At 72.2% G+C, this 20,478-nt stretch carries 21 protein-coding genes; 4 read left to right on the top strand and 17 right to left on the bottom strand.

What is annotated here, in order from left to right; translation table 11 throughout:
- Positions 1–54 precede the first annotated feature (54 nt).
- The 7 genes from fbaA to ABZ454_RS00510 form a co-directional block, all read right to left on the bottom strand.
- Entirely contained in the window at positions 55–1,077 is a 1,023-nt protein-coding gene (gene fbaA / locus ABZ454_RS00480; protein WP_356322283.1) for a class II fructose-bisphosphate aldolase, read from the bottom strand.
- 200 nt (positions 1,078–1,277) lie between these two features.
- Positions 1,278–1,817, bottom strand: a complete 540-nt coding sequence (pyrE, locus tag ABZ454_RS00485; protein WP_311311598.1) for an orotate phosphoribosyltransferase — start codon at positions 1,815–1,817, stop codon at positions 1,278–1,280.
- Between the two features lie 128 nt (positions 1,818–1,945).
- Positions 1,946–2,743: an aldose 1-epimerase gene (locus ABZ454_RS00490; protein ID WP_359535241.1), complete on the bottom strand. Its 798-nt coding sequence runs from the start codon at positions 2,741–2,743 to the stop codon at positions 1,946–1,948.
- A 21-nt stretch (positions 2,744–2,764) separates the two neighbouring features.
- Positions 2,765–3,760 (bottom strand): SRPBCC domain-containing protein, encoded by a 996-nt coding sequence (locus ABZ454_RS00495; RefSeq protein ID WP_359535243.1) that lies wholly within the window; start codon positions 3,758–3,760, stop codon positions 2,765–2,767.
- A gap of 84 nt (positions 3,761–3,844) precedes the next feature.
- Positions 3,845–5,443: a polyamine aminopropyltransferase gene (locus tag ABZ454_RS00500; RefSeq protein ID WP_359535246.1), complete on the bottom strand. Its 1,599-nt coding sequence runs from the start codon at positions 5,441–5,443 to the stop codon at positions 3,845–3,847.
- Between the two features lie 84 nt (positions 5,444–5,527).
- Positions 5,528–6,052, bottom strand: coding sequence for a DUF2617 family protein (locus ABZ454_RS00505; protein WP_359535249.1), 525 nt, complete (start codon positions 6,050–6,052; stop codon positions 5,528–5,530).
- Between the two features lie 334 nt (positions 6,053–6,386).
- Positions 6,387–6,671, bottom strand: coding sequence for a hypothetical protein (locus tag ABZ454_RS00510; protein ID WP_356322288.1), 285 nt, complete (start codon positions 6,669–6,671; stop codon positions 6,387–6,389).
- Between the two features lie 137 nt (positions 6,672–6,808).
- Between ABZ454_RS00510 and ABZ454_RS00515 the strand changes: the two genes are divergently transcribed.
- A complete protein-coding gene (locus tag ABZ454_RS00515) occupies positions 6,809–7,987 on the top strand; it encodes a pyridoxal phosphate-dependent aminotransferase (RefSeq protein ID WP_359535251.1) in 1,179 nt (392 codons plus the stop codon).
- Positions 7,988–8,053: 66 nt separating this feature from the next.
- On the opposite strand, the gene ABZ454_RS00520 is transcribed toward ABZ454_RS00515, so the two are convergent.
- Both ABZ454_RS00520 and clpB read right to left on the bottom strand, forming a co-directional pair.
- Complete coding sequence (locus ABZ454_RS00520) at positions 8,054–8,614, bottom strand: YbjN domain-containing protein (RefSeq protein ID WP_356322290.1); 561 nt, start codon at positions 8,612–8,614, stop codon at positions 8,054–8,056.
- Positions 8,615–8,765: 151 nt separating this feature from the next.
- Positions 8,766–11,360: an ATP-dependent chaperone ClpB gene (clpB, locus tag ABZ454_RS00525; protein WP_359535253.1), complete on the bottom strand. Its 2,595-nt coding sequence runs from the start codon at positions 11,358–11,360 to the stop codon at positions 8,766–8,768.
- A gap of 243 nt (positions 11,361–11,603) precedes the next feature.
- Here clpB and ABZ454_RS00530 point away from each other — a divergent pair, with 243 nt between their 5' ends.
- Positions 11,604–12,008 (top strand): pyridoxamine 5'-phosphate oxidase family protein, encoded by a 405-nt coding sequence (locus tag ABZ454_RS00530; RefSeq protein ID WP_356322292.1) that lies wholly within the window; start codon positions 11,604–11,606, stop codon positions 12,006–12,008.
- Here ABZ454_RS00530 and ABZ454_RS00535 read toward each other — a convergent pair.
- From ABZ454_RS00535 to ABZ454_RS00560, 6 genes are all read right to left on the bottom strand, one after another.
- Positions 11,977–13,098, bottom strand: a complete 1,122-nt coding sequence (locus tag ABZ454_RS00535; protein WP_359535256.1) for a caspase family protein — start codon at positions 13,096–13,098, stop codon at positions 11,977–11,979. The genes ABZ454_RS00530 and ABZ454_RS00535 overlap by 32 nt on opposite strands.
- Positions 13,099–13,461: a hypothetical protein gene (locus ABZ454_RS00540; protein ID WP_359535258.1), complete on the bottom strand. Its 363-nt coding sequence runs from the start codon at positions 13,459–13,461 to the stop codon at positions 13,099–13,101.
- A gap of 109 nt (positions 13,462–13,570) precedes the next feature.
- On the bottom strand, positions 13,571–14,755 hold the full coding sequence (locus ABZ454_RS00545) for a hypothetical protein (protein ID WP_359535260.1): 1,185 nt from the start codon (positions 14,753–14,755) through the stop codon (positions 13,571–13,573).
- Positions 14,752–15,624, bottom strand: coding sequence for a hypothetical protein (locus tag ABZ454_RS00550; RefSeq protein WP_359535262.1), 873 nt, complete (start codon positions 15,622–15,624; stop codon positions 14,752–14,754). Before ABZ454_RS00550 ends, ABZ454_RS00545 begins: the two co-directional genes overlap by 4 nt.
- 202 nt (positions 15,625–15,826) lie before the next feature.
- The gene (locus tag ABZ454_RS00555; RefSeq protein WP_136326604.1) at positions 15,827–16,147 is read right to left on the bottom strand and encodes a (2Fe-2S)-binding protein; all 321 of its coding nucleotides are present in this window, start codon (positions 16,145–16,147) and stop codon (positions 15,827–15,829) included.
- Positions 16,144–16,398: a hypothetical protein gene (locus tag ABZ454_RS00560; RefSeq protein WP_356322298.1), complete on the bottom strand. Its 255-nt coding sequence runs from the start codon at positions 16,396–16,398 to the stop codon at positions 16,144–16,146. The genes ABZ454_RS00555 and ABZ454_RS00560 overlap by 4 nt, the downstream gene beginning before the upstream one ends.
- Before the next feature lie 131 nt (positions 16,399–16,529).
- On the opposite strand from ABZ454_RS00560, the gene ABZ454_RS00565 reads away from it, so the two are divergent.
- Positions 16,530–17,513, top strand: coding sequence for a helix-turn-helix transcriptional regulator (locus ABZ454_RS00565; RefSeq protein WP_356322299.1), 984 nt, complete (start codon positions 16,530–16,532; stop codon positions 17,511–17,513).
- A 181-nt stretch (positions 17,514–17,694) separates the two neighbouring features.
- The gene (locus ABZ454_RS00570; RefSeq protein ID WP_359535265.1) at positions 17,695–18,675 is read left to right on the top strand and encodes a LuxR C-terminal-related transcriptional regulator; all 981 of its coding nucleotides are present in this window, start codon (positions 17,695–17,697) and stop codon (positions 18,673–18,675) included.
- A 118-nt stretch (positions 18,676–18,793) separates the two neighbouring features.
- On the opposite strand, the gene ABZ454_RS00575 is transcribed toward ABZ454_RS00570, so the two are convergent.
- On the bottom strand, positions 18,794–19,240 hold the full coding sequence (locus ABZ454_RS00575; protein ID WP_356322301.1) for a helix-turn-helix domain-containing protein: 447 nt from the start codon (positions 19,238–19,240) through the stop codon (positions 18,794–18,796).
- 1 nt (position 19,241) lies between these two features.
- The gene (dnaJ, locus tag ABZ454_RS00580) at positions 19,242–20,429 is read right to left on the bottom strand and encodes a molecular chaperone DnaJ (RefSeq protein ID WP_356322302.1); all 1,188 of its coding nucleotides are present in this window, start codon (positions 20,427–20,429) and stop codon (positions 19,242–19,244) included.
- Positions 20,430–20,478: the final 49 nt, after the last annotated feature.

The raw sequence follows: 20,478 nt of genomic DNA on the forward strand, positions 1-20,478 counted from the left end.
CACGGGCCCGGCACCCCCGAGGGGTACCGGGCCCAGGCGGACATCCGTACGGGGTTACTTCAGCTTGGTGCCGGTGGACCGCAGGTTGGCGCAGGCCTCCGTGACGCGCTTGGCCATGCCGCCCTCGGCGGACTTGCCCCAGCTGCGCGGGTCGTAGACCTTCTTGTTGCCGACCTCGCCGTCGACCTTCAGCACACCGTCGTAGTTACGGAACACGTGGTCCACGATCGGGCGGGTGAAGGCGTACTGGGTGTCGGTGTCGAGGTTCATCTTCACGACGCCGTTCTCCAGCGCGGTGGCGATCTCCTCGGCGGTGGAGCCGGAGCCGCCGTGGAAGACGAAGTCGAAGGGGGACGTCTTGCCGTACTTGGCGCCGACACCCTCCTGGAGGTCCTTGAGGAGCTCCGGGCGCAGGACGACGTTGCCCGGCTTGTAGACACCGTGCACGTTGCCGAAGGACGCGGCGAGCAGGTAGCGGCCCTTCTCGCCCAGGCCGAGCGCCTCGGCGGTGCGCAGCGCGTCGTCGACGGTCGTGTAGAGCTCGTCGTTGATCTCGTGGGTGACGCCGTCCTCCTCGCCGCCGGTCGGGGTGATCTCGACCTCAAGGATGATCTTGGCGGCGGCGGCCTTGGCCAGCAGCTCCTGGCCGATGGCCAGGTTGTCGGCCAGCGTCTCGGCCGAGCCGTCCCACATGTGGGACTGGAACAGCGGGTTCAGACCCTTGGCGACACGCTCCGCGGAGATGTCGATCAGCGGACGGACGTACGTGTCCAGCTTGTCCTTGGGGCAGTGGTCGGTGTGCAGCGCGACCGTGACGTCGTACTTGGCGGCGACGATGTGCGCGAACTCGGCGAGGGCGACGGCGCCCGTGACCATGTCCTTGTTGTACTGGCCGCCCAGGAACTCCGCCCCACCGGTGGAGATCTGGACGATGCCGTCGCTCTCGGCCTCCGCGAAGCCGCGCAGCGCAGCGTGCAGGGTCTGCGTCGACGTCACATTGATGGCCGGGTAGGCGAACTTGCCTGCCTTCGCCCGGTCGAGCATCTCGGCGTAGACCTCGGGGGTTGCGATGGGCATCTGTCCGCTCCTTGGGATGTGCGGTGTGCGTTGCGGGTTCCCTGACCTGGGGGCGACGTCATCGTCGCCCCCATCCTCCCAGACTCTGGTCCCGGCTCCACCCGGTGTACTCCCCCAGCGTTCCCGGGCTCGCGCTGCGGAGATACGACAAGGGGGGCCGGTTTCACGTGAAACCGGCCCCCCTTGAGGGAAACCGCAGGTCAGGACAGGTCGAGGTCCGGGACCGAGTAGACATGGACATACGGCAGGCCCGCCTCGGCGATGGCCGGAGCCGCTCCCCGCTCCACGATCACGGCGACGGCGACGACCTCGCCACCCGCCTCACGCACCGCCTCGACGGCGGTCAGCGGCGAGCCACCGGTCGTCGAGGTGTCCTCGACGACCAGGCAGCGGCGGCCCTTGACGTCCGTGCCCTCGATGCGGCGCTGCATCCCGTGGGCCTTCTGCGCCTTGCGCACCACGAACGCGTCCAGCTCCTGCCCCCGGGCGGCGGAGGCGTGCAGCATCGAGGTGGCGACCGGGTCGGCACCCAGCGTCAGCCCGCCCACGCAGTCGTAGTCGAGCTCCGCGGTGGCGTCGAGCATGACCTGACCGACCATGGGAGCGGCCTTGCCGTCCAGCGTGATGCGGCGCAGATCGATGTACCAGTCGGCCTCGAGCCCGGAGGAGAGCGTCACCTTGCCGTGAACTACGGCCTTGTCCTTGATCTGCTGCAACAGCTCAGCACGTACGTCAGTCATGGCTACGAGGATAAGGTCCCCGGTACCGCCCCGTGCCCGCACGCGGAACCCGCACCGGCCCCACGCCGTGCGTGCCCGCGGAACCGCTCGGGCCCGGAACCCCCACCGGCCGCACGCCGTGCCCGTCCTCAGAGCCGGCGCCAGCTCCAGGTCGTGCCGATCTCCAGGGGCTCGATCGGGGTGACGTAGCGGGGCGCCGTGTTCAGCCCGTTGGGCGGGCCCGACTGCGGCTCCACGCAGACCGCCTCGTCCTGCTCGTCGTAGATCACGACCCACTCGGTCCGGCTCTTCACGGACAGCTCCAGCTGCTCCGGCCAGGTGAGGGTCACATCGACGCCGTCGGGCATGCCGAAGCAGTCGTCCCACGGCCCGGCCAGGGGAGGGATCCGGCGGCCTGTCGGCAGATGGTTCTCGCCCCGCTCCTCCTGCCACGCGGCGTCGAAGTCGATCCGGACGTCCTCGCCGCTGCCGAGGTTGCGCCGGAACCACGGATGCCAGCCGGCCTGTGCCGGGAAGGAGTCCCCGTACGTCTCGACACCGAACGCCAAGGTCAGGGAGGACTCGGTCAGCTCGAAGGTCTGCGTCACCCGCCCGGGGTACGGCCAGGGGTCGGTCAGGTCGTAGTAGAACGCGGCGTCCGTCCCGCTCGCCCGCGCCGTGCGCCAGGCCGTGTCACGGCCCGTGCCGTGGATGGCGTGCGGCGGGGCGGTCAGCGGCATCTGGTGCAGCACGTCGCCGTTGTGGAACTGCCCGTTCTCGGTCCGCCCGCACCACGGCACCATGGGGAAGCAGCCGTACCGCTCCCCCTGCCGCAACACTTCGGTGCCACCGATCCGCAAGCTGCTGATGCGACAGCCGTTGGCGGGGTTCACGGTCAACTCTGCGTCGCCGACGGACAGCCGGACGTCCTTCTCGCTACTGCTCACACGACGACCCTACTGGCGCTGCTACCTCCGGCGCCGCAGCGCCCGGCCGACCACGACCGCGGAGGCGAGGGCGAGGGCCGCCGCGGGGGCCACCCAGCGGAGTGTGGCGCCCGCCCCGGCCGCGTCGGGTGACGGCACCGGGGCGTACCGGCCGCGCGGCGGAGCGTGGTCGACCTCCTCCGCACTGCGGCCGATCATGGTGCGCCGGGCGTGCGCGGCCTCCGCGGGCGGCCCGTCCGGGACGGTGAACTCGATCCCGGCCACCGGGTCCAGCGAGGACGGCGGCACCGGGGTGTCGAAGACGGAGGCCTGGTCCGGCGGCTGTTCCCCGGCCGGCGGCTCGTCCGCGCCCGCGTCGTGCGGGCGTGGGGCCCCCTCGGTACCCGACGTGTCCGCCTCCTCGGCGGCCTCCTCGATGGCCTGCTCCACCGCTTCGCCGACGGCCTGCTCCTCGGGGTCGACGGCCGCCCCGGGCTCGGCCACGGCCTCGCCCGCGGTTCCCTGCCCGGCGCCCTCACCCACGGCGTCGCCCTCGTAGCGCTGCCCGGTGTCCCGCGCCGCCGCCCCCGGCTGGGCGAGGGTCTCCGTCACCAGTTGCTGCGCGAACCGGTCGAGCAGACGGTGGGCCGCCGACAGCGCGGCCGCCGGGTCCAGCTCCAGCAGACGTCCCTCGCCGCTCACCGTGCCCTCGAAGGCGATCGCCGTACCGTCGTCGCGTGCGGTGAGGCGTACGGTCAGGGCCAGCTTCGCCGAACCGCTGCCGCGCGCCTCCGCTCCCTCGCCCGCCACGGTCACGCCGTACGCGGCCTCCCCGCCCTCCAGCGGGGTGAGCCGCAGCGTGCCCCGGTAGGTGATGGTGTGGCCGCCGGCCCGGACCTTGAGCCGGCCGGTCAGCGGGCCCGCGGACGTGTCGGCGTCCTGCTGGAGGCCCGGCACGCAGCGCGCGACCCGGGCGGGATCGCCCAGCGTCCGCCGAAGGGCCGGGACCGGAACCGGAACGAACACCTCATGCTCCATGGAAACCGAGCCTACTCAGCCCCGGCCACCGCGTCAGCGCTTCCGCGTCGCCGGCAGCCGCCACCGCGGCCCCGGCCGCGCCGCTCACCCCTCCTCCCAGTACCGAGGACGCACCAGCGTCGACGGCTCCTGGCCGCTCAGCCGCCCGGACTCCGCCCGCCGCCCCGCGTCCCGCAGCACGGGGCCCGTCAGGGACCGCAGCCGCGGCGCCCCCGGGTCCAGGCCGAGCGGCGGCGCCGCACCGGCCGCCGCCAGCACGAAGCCCCAGCCGTGCACCTCCGCCGTCCGGCCCGTGGACCGGTCGGGGCCGGCCGCGAATCCGGCGTACCGCCCGGTGATGCGGTACGGGCGGGTGTGCAGCCCCGCCGCACGCATCGATGCCTCGACCGTCCAGTACGTGCGCGGCCGGGTCACCGCCGGGCCCCCGTGCACCGCCAGCCGGCCGCCCGGTGCCAGCGCCTGGGCGGCCAGTCCGTAGAACTCCGCCGAGTAGAGCTTCGTACTGGTGGAGATCCCCGGGTCCGGCAGGTCCGTGATCACCACGTCGTAGCGGTCGTGCGCCGTCCGCAGCCAGCTGAACGCGTCCCCGGTCACGGCCGTCAGCCGCGGATCGCGGTAGGCGTGCGCGTTCAGCGCGGAGAGCGCGCGGTCGGTCCGGGCCAACCGGGTGACGCCGGGGTCCAGCTCCACCACGGTCACGCTCCGCACGTCGGGGTAGCGCAGCACCTCGCGGGCGGCCAGCCCGTCCCCGCCGCCCAGGACCAGCACCCGGGCGTGCGGCCCGTTCATCGCCGGGTGCACCAGCGCCTCGTGGTAGCGGTACTCGTCCCGGGAGCTGACCCGCAGCCGCCCGTCCAGGTAGAGGTCGAGGCGGCCGCGGTCCGCACCGGTCAGCACGACCTCCTGGACCTCCGTCTGCACCGCGACCCGCACCTGGTCCCCGTAGACCGCCCGCCGGGCCGCCCGCTCGAAGTCGGCGGCCAGCACCGCGGCCGCGGCGAGCGCGACGATCACCGTGACGTTCACGGCGACCAGCAGCCACCGGGAGCGGCCCGTGAGGTCCCGCCGGAACACCCACAGGACGAGCGCCCCGCCCGCCGCCGCGTTGACCGCCCCGGTGAACAGCGCACCCGTGAGCTGCCCGAGCATCGGCAGCAGCAGGAAGGGGAACGCCAGCCCGCCCACCAGCGCGCCCACGTAGTCGGCGGCGAAGAGATCGGCCACCGCCCCGCCCGCGTCCTGCCGGTCCACCCGCTGGATCAGCGTCATCAGCAGCGGGATCTCCGCACCGATCAGGACTCCGATCGCCAGCGAGAACCCGACGAGCGCGTACCGCGACTCCCCGATCCAGGCGAACGACGCGTAGAGCACCATCGCGGAGAAGCCGCCGACCAGGGCGAGCGCCGCCTCGATCAGCCCGAAACCGACCGCGGCGCGGCTGCGTAAACGTTTCGCGAGCAGCGAGCCGATGCCCATGGCGAACACCATCACGGAGAGCACGACGGACGCCTGGGTGACGGAGTCACCGACCAGGTAGGAGGCGAGCGCGACCAGTTCCAGCTCGTACACCAGCCCGCAGGCGGCGCAGACGAAGACGGTGGCCAGCACGAGGTACCTGCCGGTCCTCGGTCGCACGGGAAGCCGCGCCGCGCTCCGTCGCAGCGGCACCTGCTGGTCGATCATGCCGCGAACGCTACGTCACGGAAACGTCGCCGCTTGTCACCCACACGGGTGTCATCGGCGCACTCAGCGCACCGGGGAGGCCGGTCACAACGCCGCCGCCGCCGGCTTCCGCACCCCCACCCGGGTCCGTGTCACCACGAGCCGGCCCTCCTGCGGGTACGCGTGCCAGGTGCGCCACCGCACCTGGCCCTCGGTCCGCTGGGCGAGCATGGCGGTGAAGGCGTGCGGGCTCCCGGGGAACGTGCCGGCCAGCCCGTGGGGGTGGTCGGCGACGAGCGCCAGCAGCTCCTGCGCGCGCCCGGCGAAGGAGCCCGCGCCAAGCGTCTCGACGCGCGCCGCGAACTCGTACTCCCAGTCCCCCAGCCGCTTGGAGACGCCCAGGGGCAGCGGGGTGCTGCTGCCGGGGATGCAGGCGACGGTCTCGGAACAGCTGCCGCGCTCCTCCTCCAGCAGCACCTGGTGGGAGGCGCCGAGCAGCCGCAACTGCAGTTGCGCGCCGGCGAGCTGGAGGTCGAGGACGGCCAGAGCCGGGAGCGGTTCACGCCCCAGCGCCCAGGCCAGGTCGGCGGCGCGAGTGTCGGAATAGGCCGTATGGAGGGTCGTGAGCATGGGTCGGCTCCGCAAACACACATGGACACGTGGACAGGGGGCGCCCCGACGCGGTGGACGTGGGAGGTGGGAGGCGCCCGGTCAGGTCCAACTGGGGTCCGAGGGCTGGATGTTCTCTTAACCGAGGGAATCACGAACTACGCCGCACTCGCAGCGTTTTTACCCAACTTGGCGTGGTTTCCATCCCCCCGGGGGCCTGCCGGTTCAGGTGTCCACCGCAGACGCGCTTTACCGCCCAACAAAAAGGTGTCCGGCGGGACTTAGGGGATCTCCCCCTCGTCCCGCCGGACACCGGGCCGGCTGCCTTGCCCGGCCGCGGACCAGCTGCCCCGTGTCAGCTGCCTCCGCCGCATCCGCCCCCGCCACCGCACGACGAACCGCCGCCGCACGAGGAACCACCGCCGCACGAGTGACCACCGGAGTGGCCGCCGCCGCAGGACGAACCGCCGTCCCCGTTGCTCACCCACCAGCTGCCACCGGCCGCCGAACCGCCGGCCGCCGAACCCCGCCGCCTGCCCCGGCCGCTCAGCGGCTTCCCGTGGCTCCCGGCCCTCGCCATCATCACGACGAGCGCCACGACGCCCACGATCACCACCACCCCGATGACCACACCCTTCACGGACCCCACGTCCTTCCGTCCCCCGAAGCGAAGCCCCCCGCTCCGTACCGAATCCCGCGTGCCAGGGAGATGCCCAAGCCCCCGTACGGCCAAAGCAGACTTGAGCAACTCCAGAGCTTGCGCGCAGGATGGCGGTCATGACACAGGGACGACCGCTGCTCAACCGCCGCCTCGCCGAGTTCGGCACGACGATCTTCGCGGAGATGTCCGCGCTGGCCGTCCGCACCGGCGCCATCAACCTCGGCCAGGGCTTCCCGGACACCGACGGCCCCGAGGAGGTCCGCGAGGCGGCGGTCCGTGCCCTGCGCGCCGGGCACGGCAACCAGTACCCGCCGGGGCCCGGCGTCCCCGAACTGCGCACCGCGATCGCGGCCCACCAGCAGCGGCGCTACGCCCTCGCGTACGACCCCGACACCGAGGTCCTCGTCACCGCCGGCGCCACCGAGGCCATCGCGGCCTCGCTGCTGGCCCTCCTGGAGCCGGGGGACGAGGTCGTCGCGCTGGAGCCGTACTACGACTCGTACGCCGCGTGCATCGCCATGGCGGGCGCCACCCGGGTCCCCGTCACCCTGCACCCCGAACCCTCCACCGGCGCCTACCGGCTGGACCTCGACGAACTGCGCGCGGCCGTCACCCCCCGCACCCGGCTGCTGCTGCTCAACACCCCGCACAACCCCACCGGCACGGTCCTGACCCGCGAGGAACTCGGCGCGATCGCCGAGCTGGCGTGCGCCCGCGATCTCCTCGTCGTCACCGACGAGGTCTACGAGCACCTGGTCTTCGAGGGCGAACACCTGCCGCTCGCCGGCTTCCCCGGGATGCGCGAGCGCACGGTCACCATCGGTTCGGCCGGCAAGACGTTCTCGTACACCGGCTGGAAGATCGGCTGGATCACCGCGAGCCCCGCCCTGGTGACCGCGGTGCGCTCGGCGAAGCAGTACCTGACGTACGTCTCCGGCGGGCCGCTCCAGTACGCCGTCGCGGAGGCCCTGCGGCTGCCCGACAGCTTCTTCGAGGGGCTGCGCGCCGATCTGCTGGCCAAGCGGGACCTGCTGTGCGACGGGCTCGCCGAGGCCGGTTTCGGGGTCTACCGTCCGGCCGGCACGTACTTCGTCACCACCGACATCCGCCCGCTCGGCAGCGGCGGCGACGGCATCGCGTTCTGCCGGGAGCTGCCCGTGCGGTGCGGGGTGGTGGGGGTTCCCAACGCCGTGTTCTACGACCACCGGGAGCAGGGGGCGCCCTTCGTCCGCTTCACCTTCTGCAAGCGCACGGAGGTGCTCGCGGAGGCGGTCGCCCGGCTCAAGGGGCTGTGACGGAGAACGGCGCGGTGAGCGGTCCGCAGGGACCGCTCACCGCGCCGTTCGCTCGTCGCGTGGGGCTCAGGCGTCCGGGGCGGCCTGCTCCGTGCCTTCCGCCTTGTCGTCGGCCGGGGCCAGGCCCAGGCGCTCCAGGAGCCACTTGTCGAACTCGATGGAGGCGCGCACCCAGCTGACCGTCGAGGAGACGAAGTGCTCCAGGGAGACGCCGGTGCCGATGAGCATCTGCGCCTCACCGATCAGCCGGACCGAGGAGCCGGTCTCCTCGGAGCCCTCCTCGGCCTCGTGCGTGTGCGTGTAGACCTTGGGCCACAGGGTGCGGCGGTTCCAGTCGTCGATCGCGTCGAGGAGGACCGGGCGCTGGTCCGTGTCGTGCGGGCGGTCGTAGAACGTGCGGACCGAGAAGACCTGCTGCTCGCCCTCGCCACGGAACATGAAGTACGTGCGGAACTCTTCCCACGGCGCCGCGAGGTCGCCCTCGTCGTCGACGACGTACTTCAGCTCCATCTGCTCCAGGAGCTGCTTGACGAGGTCCTGGTCAGGGACGACGGGGCCCTCCGGTCCTGCCGCCTGCGGTTCGGGCTGGCCCCCGAAGTTAGGAATCGAGGACGGATCGATGCTCACCGTAATTTCCCTTCGTGCGGTTGGCTGCCATCCTCTCCCATGGCGGGCGGGGCATGGCAAGCCCGGACGGCCCCGATCCGCCACAAGCTGATATCCAGCTGGTGGGGACCGGGGCCGCCGAGGGGTTCCGGTTACGCCACACGGGCTCCGGTCAGGTCGCCGCGCCCACGATCAGGCCGTCGCCGGCCCGGTCGACGCGGACGGTGTCGCCGTCCGTGATCTCGCCCGCGAGGATCTCCTTCGCGAGCCGGTCGCCGATCGCCGTCTGGATCAGGCGGCGCAGCGGCCGGGCGCCGTAGGCCGGGTCGTTGCCCTCCTCCGCCAGCCAGGCCAGGGCGGCCGGGGTGACGTCCAGGGTGAGGCGCCGGTCCGCGAGGCGCCGGGCGAGCCGGTCGATCTGGAGCCCCGCGATGTGGGCGAGCTCGTCGCCGGACAGGGCGGAGAAGACCACCAGGTCGTCGAGCCGGTTGAGGAACTCCGGCTTGAAGGAGGCCCGCACGACCTCCAGGACCTGCCGCTTCTTCTCCTCGGGCTTGGTCAGGGGGTCGGTCAGGTACTGGCTGCCGAGGTTGGACGTCAGGATCAGGATGGTGTTGCGGAAGTCCACCGTCCGGCCCTGGCCGTCGGTGAGCCGGCCGTCGTCGAGGACCTGGAGCAGGATGTCGAAGACCTCGGGGTGGGCCTTCTCGACCTCGTCCAGCAGGACGACGGTGTACGGGCGGCGGCGGACCGCCTCCGTGAGCTGGCCGCCCTCCTCGTAGCCGACATATCCGGGCGGGGCGCCGACCAGCCGGGCCACGCTGTGCTTCTCGCCGTACTCGCTCATGTCGATGCGGACCATCGCCCGCTCGTCGTCGAAGAGGAAGTCCGCGAGCGCCTTCGCCAGCTCGGTCTTGCCGACGCCGGTCGGGCCGAGGAAGAGGAACGATCCGGTGGGCCGGTCGGGGTCGGCGATACCGGCCCGGGTGCGGCGCACCGCGTCCGAGACGGCCTGCACGGCCTCGGTCTGTCCGATGAGGCGCCTGCCCAGCTCCTGCTCCATGCGCAGCAGCTTCTGGGTCTCGCCCTCCAGGAGGCGGCCGGCCGGAATGCCGGTCCACGCGCCGACGACGTCGGCGATGTCGTCGGGCCCGACCTCTTCCTTGACCAGGGTCTCCTTGGGCTCCTTCGCGGCCTCCTGCTCGGCCTCGGCGGCCTCGGCGAGCTCCCGCTCCAGGTTCGGGATCTCCCCGTAGAGCAGCTTGGACGCGGTGTCGAAGTCGCCGTCGCGCTGCGCCCGTTCGGCCTGTCCATGCAGTTCGTCGAGGCGCTCCTTGAGCTCACCGACGCGGTTCAGTCCCTGCTTCTCCTTGTCCCAGCGGGCGTTGAGCCCGCGCAGCTCCTCCTCCTTGTCGGCGAGGTCGCGGCGCAGCTTCTCCAGCCGCTGCTTGGACGCGGGGTCCGTCTCGTTCTTGAGGGCCAGTTCCTCCATGTGCAACCGGTCGACGGCGCGCTGGAGTTCGTCGATCTCGACGGGCGAGGAGTCGATCTCCATGCGCAGCCGGGAGGCCGCCTCGTCGACGAGGTCGATGGCCTTGTCGGGGAGGAAGCGGGAGGTGATGTAGCGGTCGGAGAGCGTCGCCGCGGCGACCAGGGAGGCGTCCGCGATCTGCACCTTGTGGTGGGCCTCGTAGCGGCCCTTGAGCCCGCGCAGGATCGCGATGGTGTCCTCGACGGACGGCTCGGCCACGAGCACCTGCTGGAAGCGGCGCTCCAGGGCGGGGTCCTTCTCGATCCGCTCGCGGTACTCGTCGAGCGTGGTGGCGCCGACCATCCGCAGTTCGCCCCGGGCCAGCATGGGCTTGAGCATGTTGCCCGCGTCCATGGCGGAGTCGCCTCCGGCGCCCGCGCCGACGACGGTGTGGAGCTCGTCGATGAACGTGATGATCTGGCCGTCGCTCTCCTTGATCTCGGAGAGGACGGTCTTCAGCCGCTCCTCGAACTCGCCGCGGTACTTCGCGCCCGCGACCATGGCACCCAGGTCGAGCGAGACGAGCCGCTTGTTCTTCAGGGACTCGGGGACGTCGCCCTTGACGATGCGCTGGGCGAGCCCTTCGACGACGGCGGTCTTGCCGACGCCGGGCTCACCGATGAGCACCGGGTTGTTCTTGGTGCGGCGGGAGAGCACCTGGACGACGCGGCGGATCTCCTGGTCGCGCCCGATGACGGGGTCGAGCTTGCCGTCCCGCGCGGCCGCGGTGAAGTCCGTACCGAATTTCTCCAGGGCCTTGTACTGACCCTCCGGGTCGGGTGTGCTCACCCGGCGCCCTCCCCTGCTCTTCTCGAATGCGTCCAGCAGCCTCTTCGCACTGGCGCCCTGTCCGTCGAGGATCTCACCGGCGCGGCCGCCCTCGGCGGCGATGCCGATGAGCAGGTGCTCGGTGGAGAGGTAGTCGTCGCCGAGCTCCTTCGCCCGGCGGGCGGCGTCGTTGATGACGGCGAGCAGTTCGCGGTTGGGCTGCGGCGGCGCGACGGTCGAGCCGGTCACGCTGGGCTGAGCGCCCAGGAGCCGCTCGGTCTCGGTGCGTACGGCGATCTGGTCCGCCTCGACGGCGGCCAGCAGATCGATGAGGTTCTCGTTGTCCTCCCCCGAGAGCAGCGCGAGCAGCAGGTGCCCGGGGGTCAGATCGGGGTGCCCGTCCTTCACGGCCCTGCTGGTGGCCGCGTTGATGGCGTCCCGGCTCCTGTTGGTCAGCTCGGCGTCCACGTGCGCTCTCTCCTCCTTGCGATGACTGGCCCGTTCTCACTACTGACACGATCAACGTGCACAAAGTTGAGTCTATTCCACTCAAGGCAAAAAGGGACGGCCTTCCGGGCCCCTGTTCCGGGCCCTCGTCCGGGTCGCGCCCCTCCCGGCGCCCAGCCCCGCCCCCAGACCCTGTTCCGAGTGAACCGGCCGGTCCGGCCGCCCGCCACCGCAGGGCCGACGCGGGCTGCCTACGCTGACCCCATGGCAGTCGACGTACGCAACCCCGGCCCGGAGTACCTCGCCTTCTGGCGCGAGTCCCACCTGAGCACCCTCACCACCCCCCGCCCCGACGGCACCCCGCACGTGGTGCCGGTGTGCGTGACGTACGACCCCGAGGCCGGGCTCGCCCGCATCATCACCAACAGGAACAGCCGCAAGGTCGCCCACATCCTGGCCGCGGGCCCGGACGGCGCCCGCGTCGCCGCCTGCCAGGTGCACCGGGCGCGCTGGGCGACCCTGGAGGGCGTCGCCCGGGTGCGTACGGAGCAGGACAGGGTCGACGAGGCGGTACGCCGCCACATGGAGCGCTACGAGCGCACGCCCTCGCCCAACCCGGACCGGGTCGTGATCGAGATCAGCCTGGACCGGGCGCTCGGCCGGGGGTGACCGCATCCGCCCGGGCGCTCCAGTGCGCCAGGCTCGCGCGGGCGGCGCGCAGATCGTCGTCGTCCCCGGCCGGCCCGGCCCCCCTCCCGTCCTCCGGCAGCCCGGCCTCCAGCCGCGCGACGACCGCTTCCAGCAGCGCGACGGCTGCGCCGGGGTCGCCGGCCGCCCCGGTCCAGGCGGCCTGCGCGCGCCGGTAGCGCAGCAGCTCGCGCCCCGGCGGCAGCACCTGCGAGGCGTCGTCCGCGATGAGGCCGAAGAGCTCTGCCGCCCGGCGCGCGTGCCCGGCCCGGCCGGTCCGCTCGGCCTCCCGGGCCCGTACCGCCAGACCCCGCACGGTGCGGCCCGTCCCGTACGCGGGATTGCGGGCCAGGGCCAGATCCCCGCTCAGGTCCACCGCGCGCTGGAGCGGACGCGGCGGCCCCAGCGGTGAGCGCCCCGGCAGCATCTCGGCCAGCCCCCGGTAGAGGTCGCCGAGCAGGAGGTGGGAGGGCCCGTCCGGCGCCCCCTCCGTCAGCCGGCGCAGGAGCTCGGCGGTGAAGTGCGTGGTGCCCTCACCCGACGGATCGGTGCTCGCCTTGCTGGTCCGGTCGCACGCCAGCAGGAGGTGGACGTCGGCCGCTCCCGGCGCGTCCAGGGCCCGGCCCGCGTAGCAGCAGTCCAGGATCACGACGCGGTGGCGGGCCCGCACGGTGCCCATCACGGCGACCACGTCGTCCACCGGCAGCGAGGTGCGCCGCGCCGCCTGCGGGAGGTCGACGGTGCCGGGCAGGGCGAGGCACAGCCGCTTCGCCTCGTCGTTCACCCCGTGGCCCGCGTAGTAGAAGAGCAGCAGGTCGAGCGGGTCCGTGAGCTCCGCGTACGAGGCGAGGGGACCGAGCACGTGCGCGGCGTCCACGGGATCGGTGAGGGTGGTCAGCGAGGACGGGTCGAAGAGGCCGTCGGCGCCCGTGAGGGCCTGCGCCAGATCCCGCACATCGGCCGCCGCCGCGGGCAGCGGCGGCAGTCCCCGGACGAAGGACGACGCACCCACCAGCAGCAGGCGCGCGTTCATCCCGTCGGGGACCACCGGTTCGGGCGACAGCCGGCTCACTCATTCGTCCCCGGTCACGTCCAGCGCGCGCCGCACCTCGCCGAGCAGCCGCGCGGCGTCGTCCGCGTCGCCCGCCTCGATCTCCTGCTCCGTGCCGTCGGGGCGCACCACCCGGACCGTGACCCGGCCCGCCTTGCGCCGCTCGACGAGCCAGTTGAAGAAGGGCACGTACAGCGGCGTAGCGGCCGCCAGCACCATGACGGCGTCGGCGGCCCCGCCCTGCTCCCCCGGCCGGGCGGGCACCATGCGGACCCGGGAGGCGCCGCGCAGCTCCCCGCTGTCGTCCAGCCAGCCGGCCAGATCGCGGGCGTGCGCGTCGGCCTCGGCGCCGGTACCGGGGAACTCGATGACGTACTCCTGCACGGACGGCCTTCTTTCTCGTGACGATCGTGGACGGTCATGAACAGGGTTGTGGACGGCCTCAGCCGGTCTCGGCCGTGGTGGGGAACAGGAGGTCCGCGCGCGCCTCGGCTCAGCCGTCGAACCGTGGCGCGCCCGGGTCCCCGCCCGGCGGCACCGGCTGCCGGGCCGGGGCCGGGCCGGGCTCCGCCGGACGCGGCCCCGGCACCCGCCCCGGGGCCGCGAACAGCGGGTGGTGCCCCGGCACTTCGTACGGGAGCCGGAACGCGGCAGCCGCCTCCGACGCGTCCAGCAGGTCCGTCAGCAGCCACTCCACCGGATTGAGGGCGTGCGCCGGAGCGCCCTGCGCATAGGTCAGGGGCAGCCGGTTCCGGTTGAGGCCCGCCGTGTTGGCCCAGGCGGCCGCCCACTCCCGCGCCGGCGGGCGGCACACGACGGCTCCGCCCGCGGCGGCGGCGAACTGCTCGGCGAGGCCGGGCGGCAGCGCCTCGGCGCAGGCGAGGGAGACACGGGACCGGTAGGCCCGCCCCGCGTAGCGGCGCACCGCGTCCTGGAGGAGCGGCAGCGCCTGGCCCGCGAACACGTCCGGGGGCGCGGCCACGTTCCAGGTCGGGCGCACCGACCCCGGGGCGGCGAGCCGCGCGTACTCGTCGGCCAGCGCGCGGAAGGCGTGCCGCACGTCCTGCGGCACGGTGTACGGCTCCAGGCAGACCCCGGCGACGGCGGGGTACGGCAACCGGCCGAGTTCGGCCCAGAACGGCTCCCGGGAGTGGGCGGCCCACCGCAGCGGTGACACGGCGAAGGAGTCGGTGCGCCCGGTGTCACGCCGGGCGCACGGTGCGTGGGCGAGCGGCTTGCGCAGCTCCGCGAGGCCGTCGGGGTGCGGGGTGAACGGCGCGAGCCAGTCCCGCACCTCGTCGGTGTCGGACACCGGCTCCGCCCGTACGTGGCGCGGGGCCGCCGTGAGCCGGTCGCGCAGGGCGAGCGCGGCCCGTACCGCCGCGTCGTGATCCGCGCCGCGGGCCTGCCCGAGCAGCGCGCCGCGCAGCAGCCGTGCGGACGGGTCGTTGCGCAGCCGGAGTTCGAAGCGGATGCCGGGGCCGGACGCGAGGAGTGCCTCCAGCCAGGCCAGTTCCTGGCCGGCGGCCTGGGTCCTGCGCTGTTCCTCGGGGACGTCGGCGTACCCCCGGTGCGCGTCGAGCGCGGCGGCGGGTGCGAGCCGCACCGCGACCCACGCCCACACGCCCTGCGGCGAGGCGGCCGTCAGCACCCCGTCACGCGGGCCGGGTGCCGTCAACGGCCGTCCTCCTGCCAGGGCTGCCGGGGCGGCACGGGCGGCGGCGGCATCGGCAGGGGCGGCTGCGCCTGCGCCGGGAGGGGGGCCGCGACGTCCTCCTCGATGTGCGGGAGGCCGTGGGGGAAGGCCAGTTCCACGGAGACGGTGCGGCCCTCGACGGCGACGTGCAGCCCTTCCCGGGCGGCGGCGTGCAAGGCCTCCCGCATGGCGCGCGGCGGCTCGGTCCGCATCATGACCTTCTCCATGTCGGTGCCGCCGAAGCCCCGGAAGAAGTCGGAGAAGAACTGCCCGACGAGCTCGGTGCCCCGCCGGTTGCGCCACATCACCCAGCCCATGTAGAGGCTGGTGCCGTAGGCGAACACCGAGAGGTAGGCGACGTAACTCCCCTCCTGGAGCACCATCCGGTGGGTCACGTGGGGATGCCGGCCCCCGGTGCGGATGCGGCGGAACACGGGGACGATCGGCAGCCGGCGCTCCTGGACGACCCGGGCGATCTCGGTGTAGGCGGATTCGGTGTGCGTCCACTGGTCGGCCAGCAGGACCCGCCACTCGCCGATCGGTTCGGTGATCCTCGACGCGAGGAAGACGACGACGAAGGCGAGCATGGAGATCTGTGCGCCGATCCCCATGACCCCGAGACCGCTGTCCGGATCACTCGCCAGGGCGATGAGCCCGATGAAGCCGAAGAAGAGGAACACGGCGAACGCCACGGCGGCCGCCCTCAGCCACAGCGTCAGGAGCACCTTCCAGTTCACCGAGTCGTCGAAGGCGATCTCGACGTCGTGATGGCGCAGCGTCTTGTCGAGGTACGCGGCGTTGCCGTCGCCTCCGCGCCAGCCCGGCAGATTCTCGACCTCGTGTCCGCTCATGAACGACCCTTGGAATGGAGGGGAGGAGCCTGGAAACATGTGACATTGCCCACGTCGGCGAGGAAAGTCAATTCGGTTTCCCGGGCCGGCTCCCGGCCGGTACACCTGGCCTGGAGATGCACAACGGCGCCACCGTGTTCAGGTCACGGTGGCGCCGTTGTGTGGGGGAGTGACTGAGCGACGTGGAACGACGGGGGATCGCTCAGGCACTGCGGGGGGTGGCGGAGATGGTTTCGGGCTCGAACAGCTGGTGGTCACGCTGGGCGAGGTTCACAAAAATCATGTCGTACCGAATGGCACAGCGCACGGGCTGCGGCGCCCCGCGCGGCTTGCGCAGGCACCGGTAGGCGCGCAGCTCACCGTCGTCCTCACGGGCGACGACGACCGGGTCGCCGAACAGAGTGACCATCAACGAATCACCACGGTGGGGGAGTGCCGTGACGAGGTCGATGAAATGCCACCCTGAGCGGTAGGCAGTTGCCATTTCGCGCCGGAAGGTCCGGTCGTCCGGTGGGGTGGTCACGGCTGCGCCGGTTTCGTCGGCACGAGATCCCAGGCGAGGTCGGATGCGGCCATGCTCCGGGCCTGGCCGGCCGGCGCGTCGGCAGGGATGCTGTCCCACGCGAGATCGGGCGGCGGAGCGGCCTGAAGCTGCCGGCTCGTCGATCCTGCGGGCTCACCGTCCCCAGCAGATCCCAGGGTGCTGATCGCCCCGAACATCAGCCCGGCGGAGAAGGCCGCAGCAAGCACCGAGCGAAGCATCTTGTTACTCATGGTCGGCTTCGTCCTCACTTCCAATGTGTCCTCTCCCCCGCATCACAAGACGATTGCCTATTCAGGCACGTCAATGCCACAGAACCGATGCATCATGTTCCTGCAGATTCATGTTCCTGGGGGGTGGGCAAATGGTCACAAGTAACACAAAAGCGACACATCCCCATTCTATAAGCGCTCTGTGTGACGAAGGGGCACGGCTGTACGCCAGCGCGCTGAGCGTCGGGAAGATAGCCCGGACGGAGGCGGAACTAGCCCCCTGCCTGCTGGAATTCGCTCTGCTGCATCCCGATCCCGACGATGCCACATGGCTCCGGCCCGTGCCCCCGTCGGCCGCTCTGACCCAACGGCTCCATCCCATCGAGCGCGAGATCCAGGACCGCCGGCGTCTGTCGGTCGAGCTGACCGAGGCGTTCGAACCGTTCATGGCCATCAGCGCCCAGGTTCCGCCGACCACGCACGCGATCACGGTCCTCGAGGGGATCGACCGCATCAACGCGTCCATCGAGCTCGCCATGACCGAATGTCACTCGGAAGTGCTCACGATCCAGCCCGGCGGCGGACGCAGCGAGGACGCGCTGAACACCGCGATGGAGCGGGGGAACGTGCTCACCCAGCGTGGCGTCGGGATGCGGACGCTCTACCAGCACACCGTCCGGCACAGCCACGGAACCCTCACCTACGCGGCACGCATGTCGGAGAGCAAGGTGGAGATCCGTACGCTCGAAGAGCTCATAGAGCGCCTCATGATCTTCGATCACACCGTTGCCTTCATCCCCGCCACCGACGACCGGAGGGTGGCCCTCGAACTGCGGCACCCCGGCATCGTGGAGTATCTCGTCACCGTCTTCGAGCAGTTCTGGCGGCGCGCCGTCCCGCTTCAGGAGCAGATCCCGTACGACCCCACGCCCGAGGGCATCTCCGGTGTGCGGCACTCCATCGCGAAGCTGCTCGTCGAAGGCCATGTCGACGAGGCGATCGCCCGCCGCCTCGGCATGAACGTACGCACGTGCCGCTCCCACATCGCCAAGCTCAGCGCAGCGCTCGGGAGCAACAGCCGTGCCCAGCTCGGCTATCTGATCGCCCGGTCAGGAATCCTGGAACAGGACTCCTGACCGGGCAGTCCCGAAGCCCCCCGCCTCGGGCCGGGAGCGCGCCCACGCAAAGGGGGAGAGCGTGGCCGTGCCCTGCGTCGGCCGAGGGAGTTCCCGGCTCCCCCGACAGGTCAACACTCCCTCGGCCGCTAGGGTTTCACCACCGTCATCTTGTTGCAGTGCAGAGAATGAGGGGGCCTAGATGGGCATGGACCCGGGCATACCGAACCACCCGCACAGCACGACCGAACTGTGCGAGCCGGCCATCCGGCTCTACTCCGAATCCCTGCGCCGCGGCCGCCTCCCCCGCGCCGAGACCGCACCGGCCCCCTGCCTCATCGAGATGGCCCTGCTCCACCCGGATCCACGCGATCCGACGATGTTGTGCCCCGCCACGCCCTCGGCCGCACTCGCCCACCTGCTGCAGCCGATCACGCGCGACGTGTACGAACAGGTGCGCCGCAGCGCGGCCCTCGTCGACTCCCTGGCGCCCCTGGCCGCCATCGCGAGCGAGGACCCCAACCTCTCCATCACGGTGCTCGAAGGCAAGGGGCCGATCGGCTCCGCGCTCAAGGAGGCGGCCGCCGTCGCCGAGACGGAGGTCCTGACGGCCCAGCCGGGCGGTCACCGGTCGCCCGAACAGATCCAGCAGGGTCTGGCCAACGGCCTGGCGGCCGTGCGGAGGGGAGCCCGCCTCCGCCACATCTACCAGCACCCGGCCCGCTACAGCGCCCCCGTCAGGTCCTACCTGGAGCAGATGCCACCGGGCCGGGTCCAGGTCAGAACGATGGAACTGACCATCGACCGGCTCATCATCTTCGACCACGCGGTGGCGTTCATCCCCGCGACGGCCGCCCGCGATGTGGCCCTGCAGATCCGTCACCCGGCGCTGGTCCGCTACCTGGCGCAGGTGTACGAGGTCCTGTGGGCGCAGGCCACTCCGATCACCGAGCACCTGCAGACGGCCGCCCCGGGCACCCCCGTCACCGCGGTGCAGCTCAGCATCGCCCGCCTCCTGGTCGAGGGGCACCACGACGAGGCCGTCGCCCGCGCGCTGGGCTTCAGCGTCCGCACCTGCCGCACCCACATCGCCAAGCTCATGCAGGCCCTCGACGCCACCAGCCGCACCCACCTCGGCGCACTCCTGGTGCAGTCCGGGATCACCGGACCTACGCGGACATGACGGCGGCGCCCGTGCACACGCACAGCGCCCCCGGCCCCCGCCGCCACACAGCACGAAGGAGCCCGCCACCCCCGGCGTTCCGGGGTGACGGGCTCCTCCTGCGGGAAGGCGTCCCCGCTCAGTCCTTCGGCCGCTTGGGCCGCCAGACCACCAACGCGCTGGTCTGCTGCACGTCCTGGTACGGCACCAGGTCGCGCCGGTAGGACGCGTGCACCTGGGCCTCGCGCTGCTGCATGGCCACCGCCGCCCCGTCCACGGCCGCCGAGAGCTCGGCGACCCGCTGCTGGAGGGCAGCGACCTGGTTCTCCAGTTCGATGATGCGCTTGATGCCGGCCAGGTTGATGCCCTCGTCCTGCGACAACTGCTGCACGGTGCGCAGCAGTTCGATGTCGCGGGCCGAGTAGCGCCGTCCGCGTCCGGCCGTACGGTCGGGCGAGACCAGGCCGAGACGGTCGTACTGGCGCAGCGTCTGGGGATGCAGGCCCGAGAGCTGGGCCGCGATCGAGATCACGTACACCGGTGACTCATCGGTGAGTTCGAACGGATTGCGTCGTCGGCCGTCCACCTCAAGCTCCCTTCGCTGCCTGGAACAGCTCCGCCCGCGGGTCCTGGTCCGCGGTCGCCTTGCGGTAGGTCTCCAGGGCGTCCCGGGCCTCGGAGCCCAGATCCGTGGGGACCGTCACCTCGACGGTGACCAGCAGGTCGCCGCGGGTGCCGTCCTTGCGGACCGCGCCCTTGCCCCGGGCGCGCATGGTGCGCCCGTTGGGCGTGCCGGCCGGAAGCTTCAGGGTGACCGGCGGCCCGCCGAGCGTGGGGACCTTCACCTCGCCGCCGAGCGCCGCCTCCGTGAAGGTGACGGGCACGGTGACCGTGAGGTTGTCGCCCTTGCGGCCGAAGACCGGGTGGGCGTCGACGTGGACGACGACGTAGAGGTCGCCGGCCGGTCCGCCGCGCTCGCCCGGGGTGCCCTTGCCCCGCAGCCGGATCCGCTGGCCGTCGAGGACGCCCGCCGGAATCCTGACCTGCATGGTGCGGGACGACTTCGCCCGGCCGCTTCCCTTGCAGACCTCGCAGGGGTCCTGGGCGATGAGGCCCCGGCCCTTGCAGTCCACGCAGGGATCGGTGAGCGAGAACCCGCCGCCGCTGCCGCGCGAGACCTGACCGGTGCCGACGCAGGTCGGGCAGACCCTGGGGGTGCCGTTCTTGTCGCCGGTGCCGGAGCACGCCTTGCAGGGCGCCTGGCTGGACATCCGCAGCGGGACCGTGGCCCCGTCGACCGCCTCGGTGAAGCTGAGCGTCACCTCGGACTCGATGTCCTGCCCGCGGCGCGGCTGCACCCGGGTGCCCGTGCCACCGCCGCCGCGGTTGAAGAGGCCGCCGAAGACGTCGCCCAGGCCGCCGCCGCCGAACCCGCCGGCGCCGCCCTGGCCCCCGCCCGGGGCACCTCCGAAGAGGTCCCCCAGGTCGAAGTTGAAGTTGCCCTGGGCCCCGCCGGGCCCGGCGCGGAAGCCGCCGTTGCCGAAGAGGGCGCGCGCCTCGTCGTACTCCTTGCGCTTCTTGGTGTCACCGAGGACGTCGTTCGCCTCGGAGATCTCCTTGAAGCGCTCCTCCGCCTTGTCGTCGCCCTTGTTGGCGTCCGGGTGGAACTCGCGGGCGAGCTTCCGGTACGCCTTCTTGATCTCGGCGTCGGTGGCGTCCTTCGGGACGCCGAGAACCTTGTAGTAGTCCTTCTCGACGAAGTCCTTCGTGCTCATCGACGTCCCTCCTTCCGGACGACCGGCCAGGTGGCCGGGCGGTGTACTG

Origin of the sequence: Streptomyces sp. NPDC005803 (assembly GCF_040630435.1) — a bacterium.
Taxonomy (GTDB): domain Bacteria; phylum Actinomycetota; class Actinomycetes; order Streptomycetales; family Streptomycetaceae; genus Streptomyces.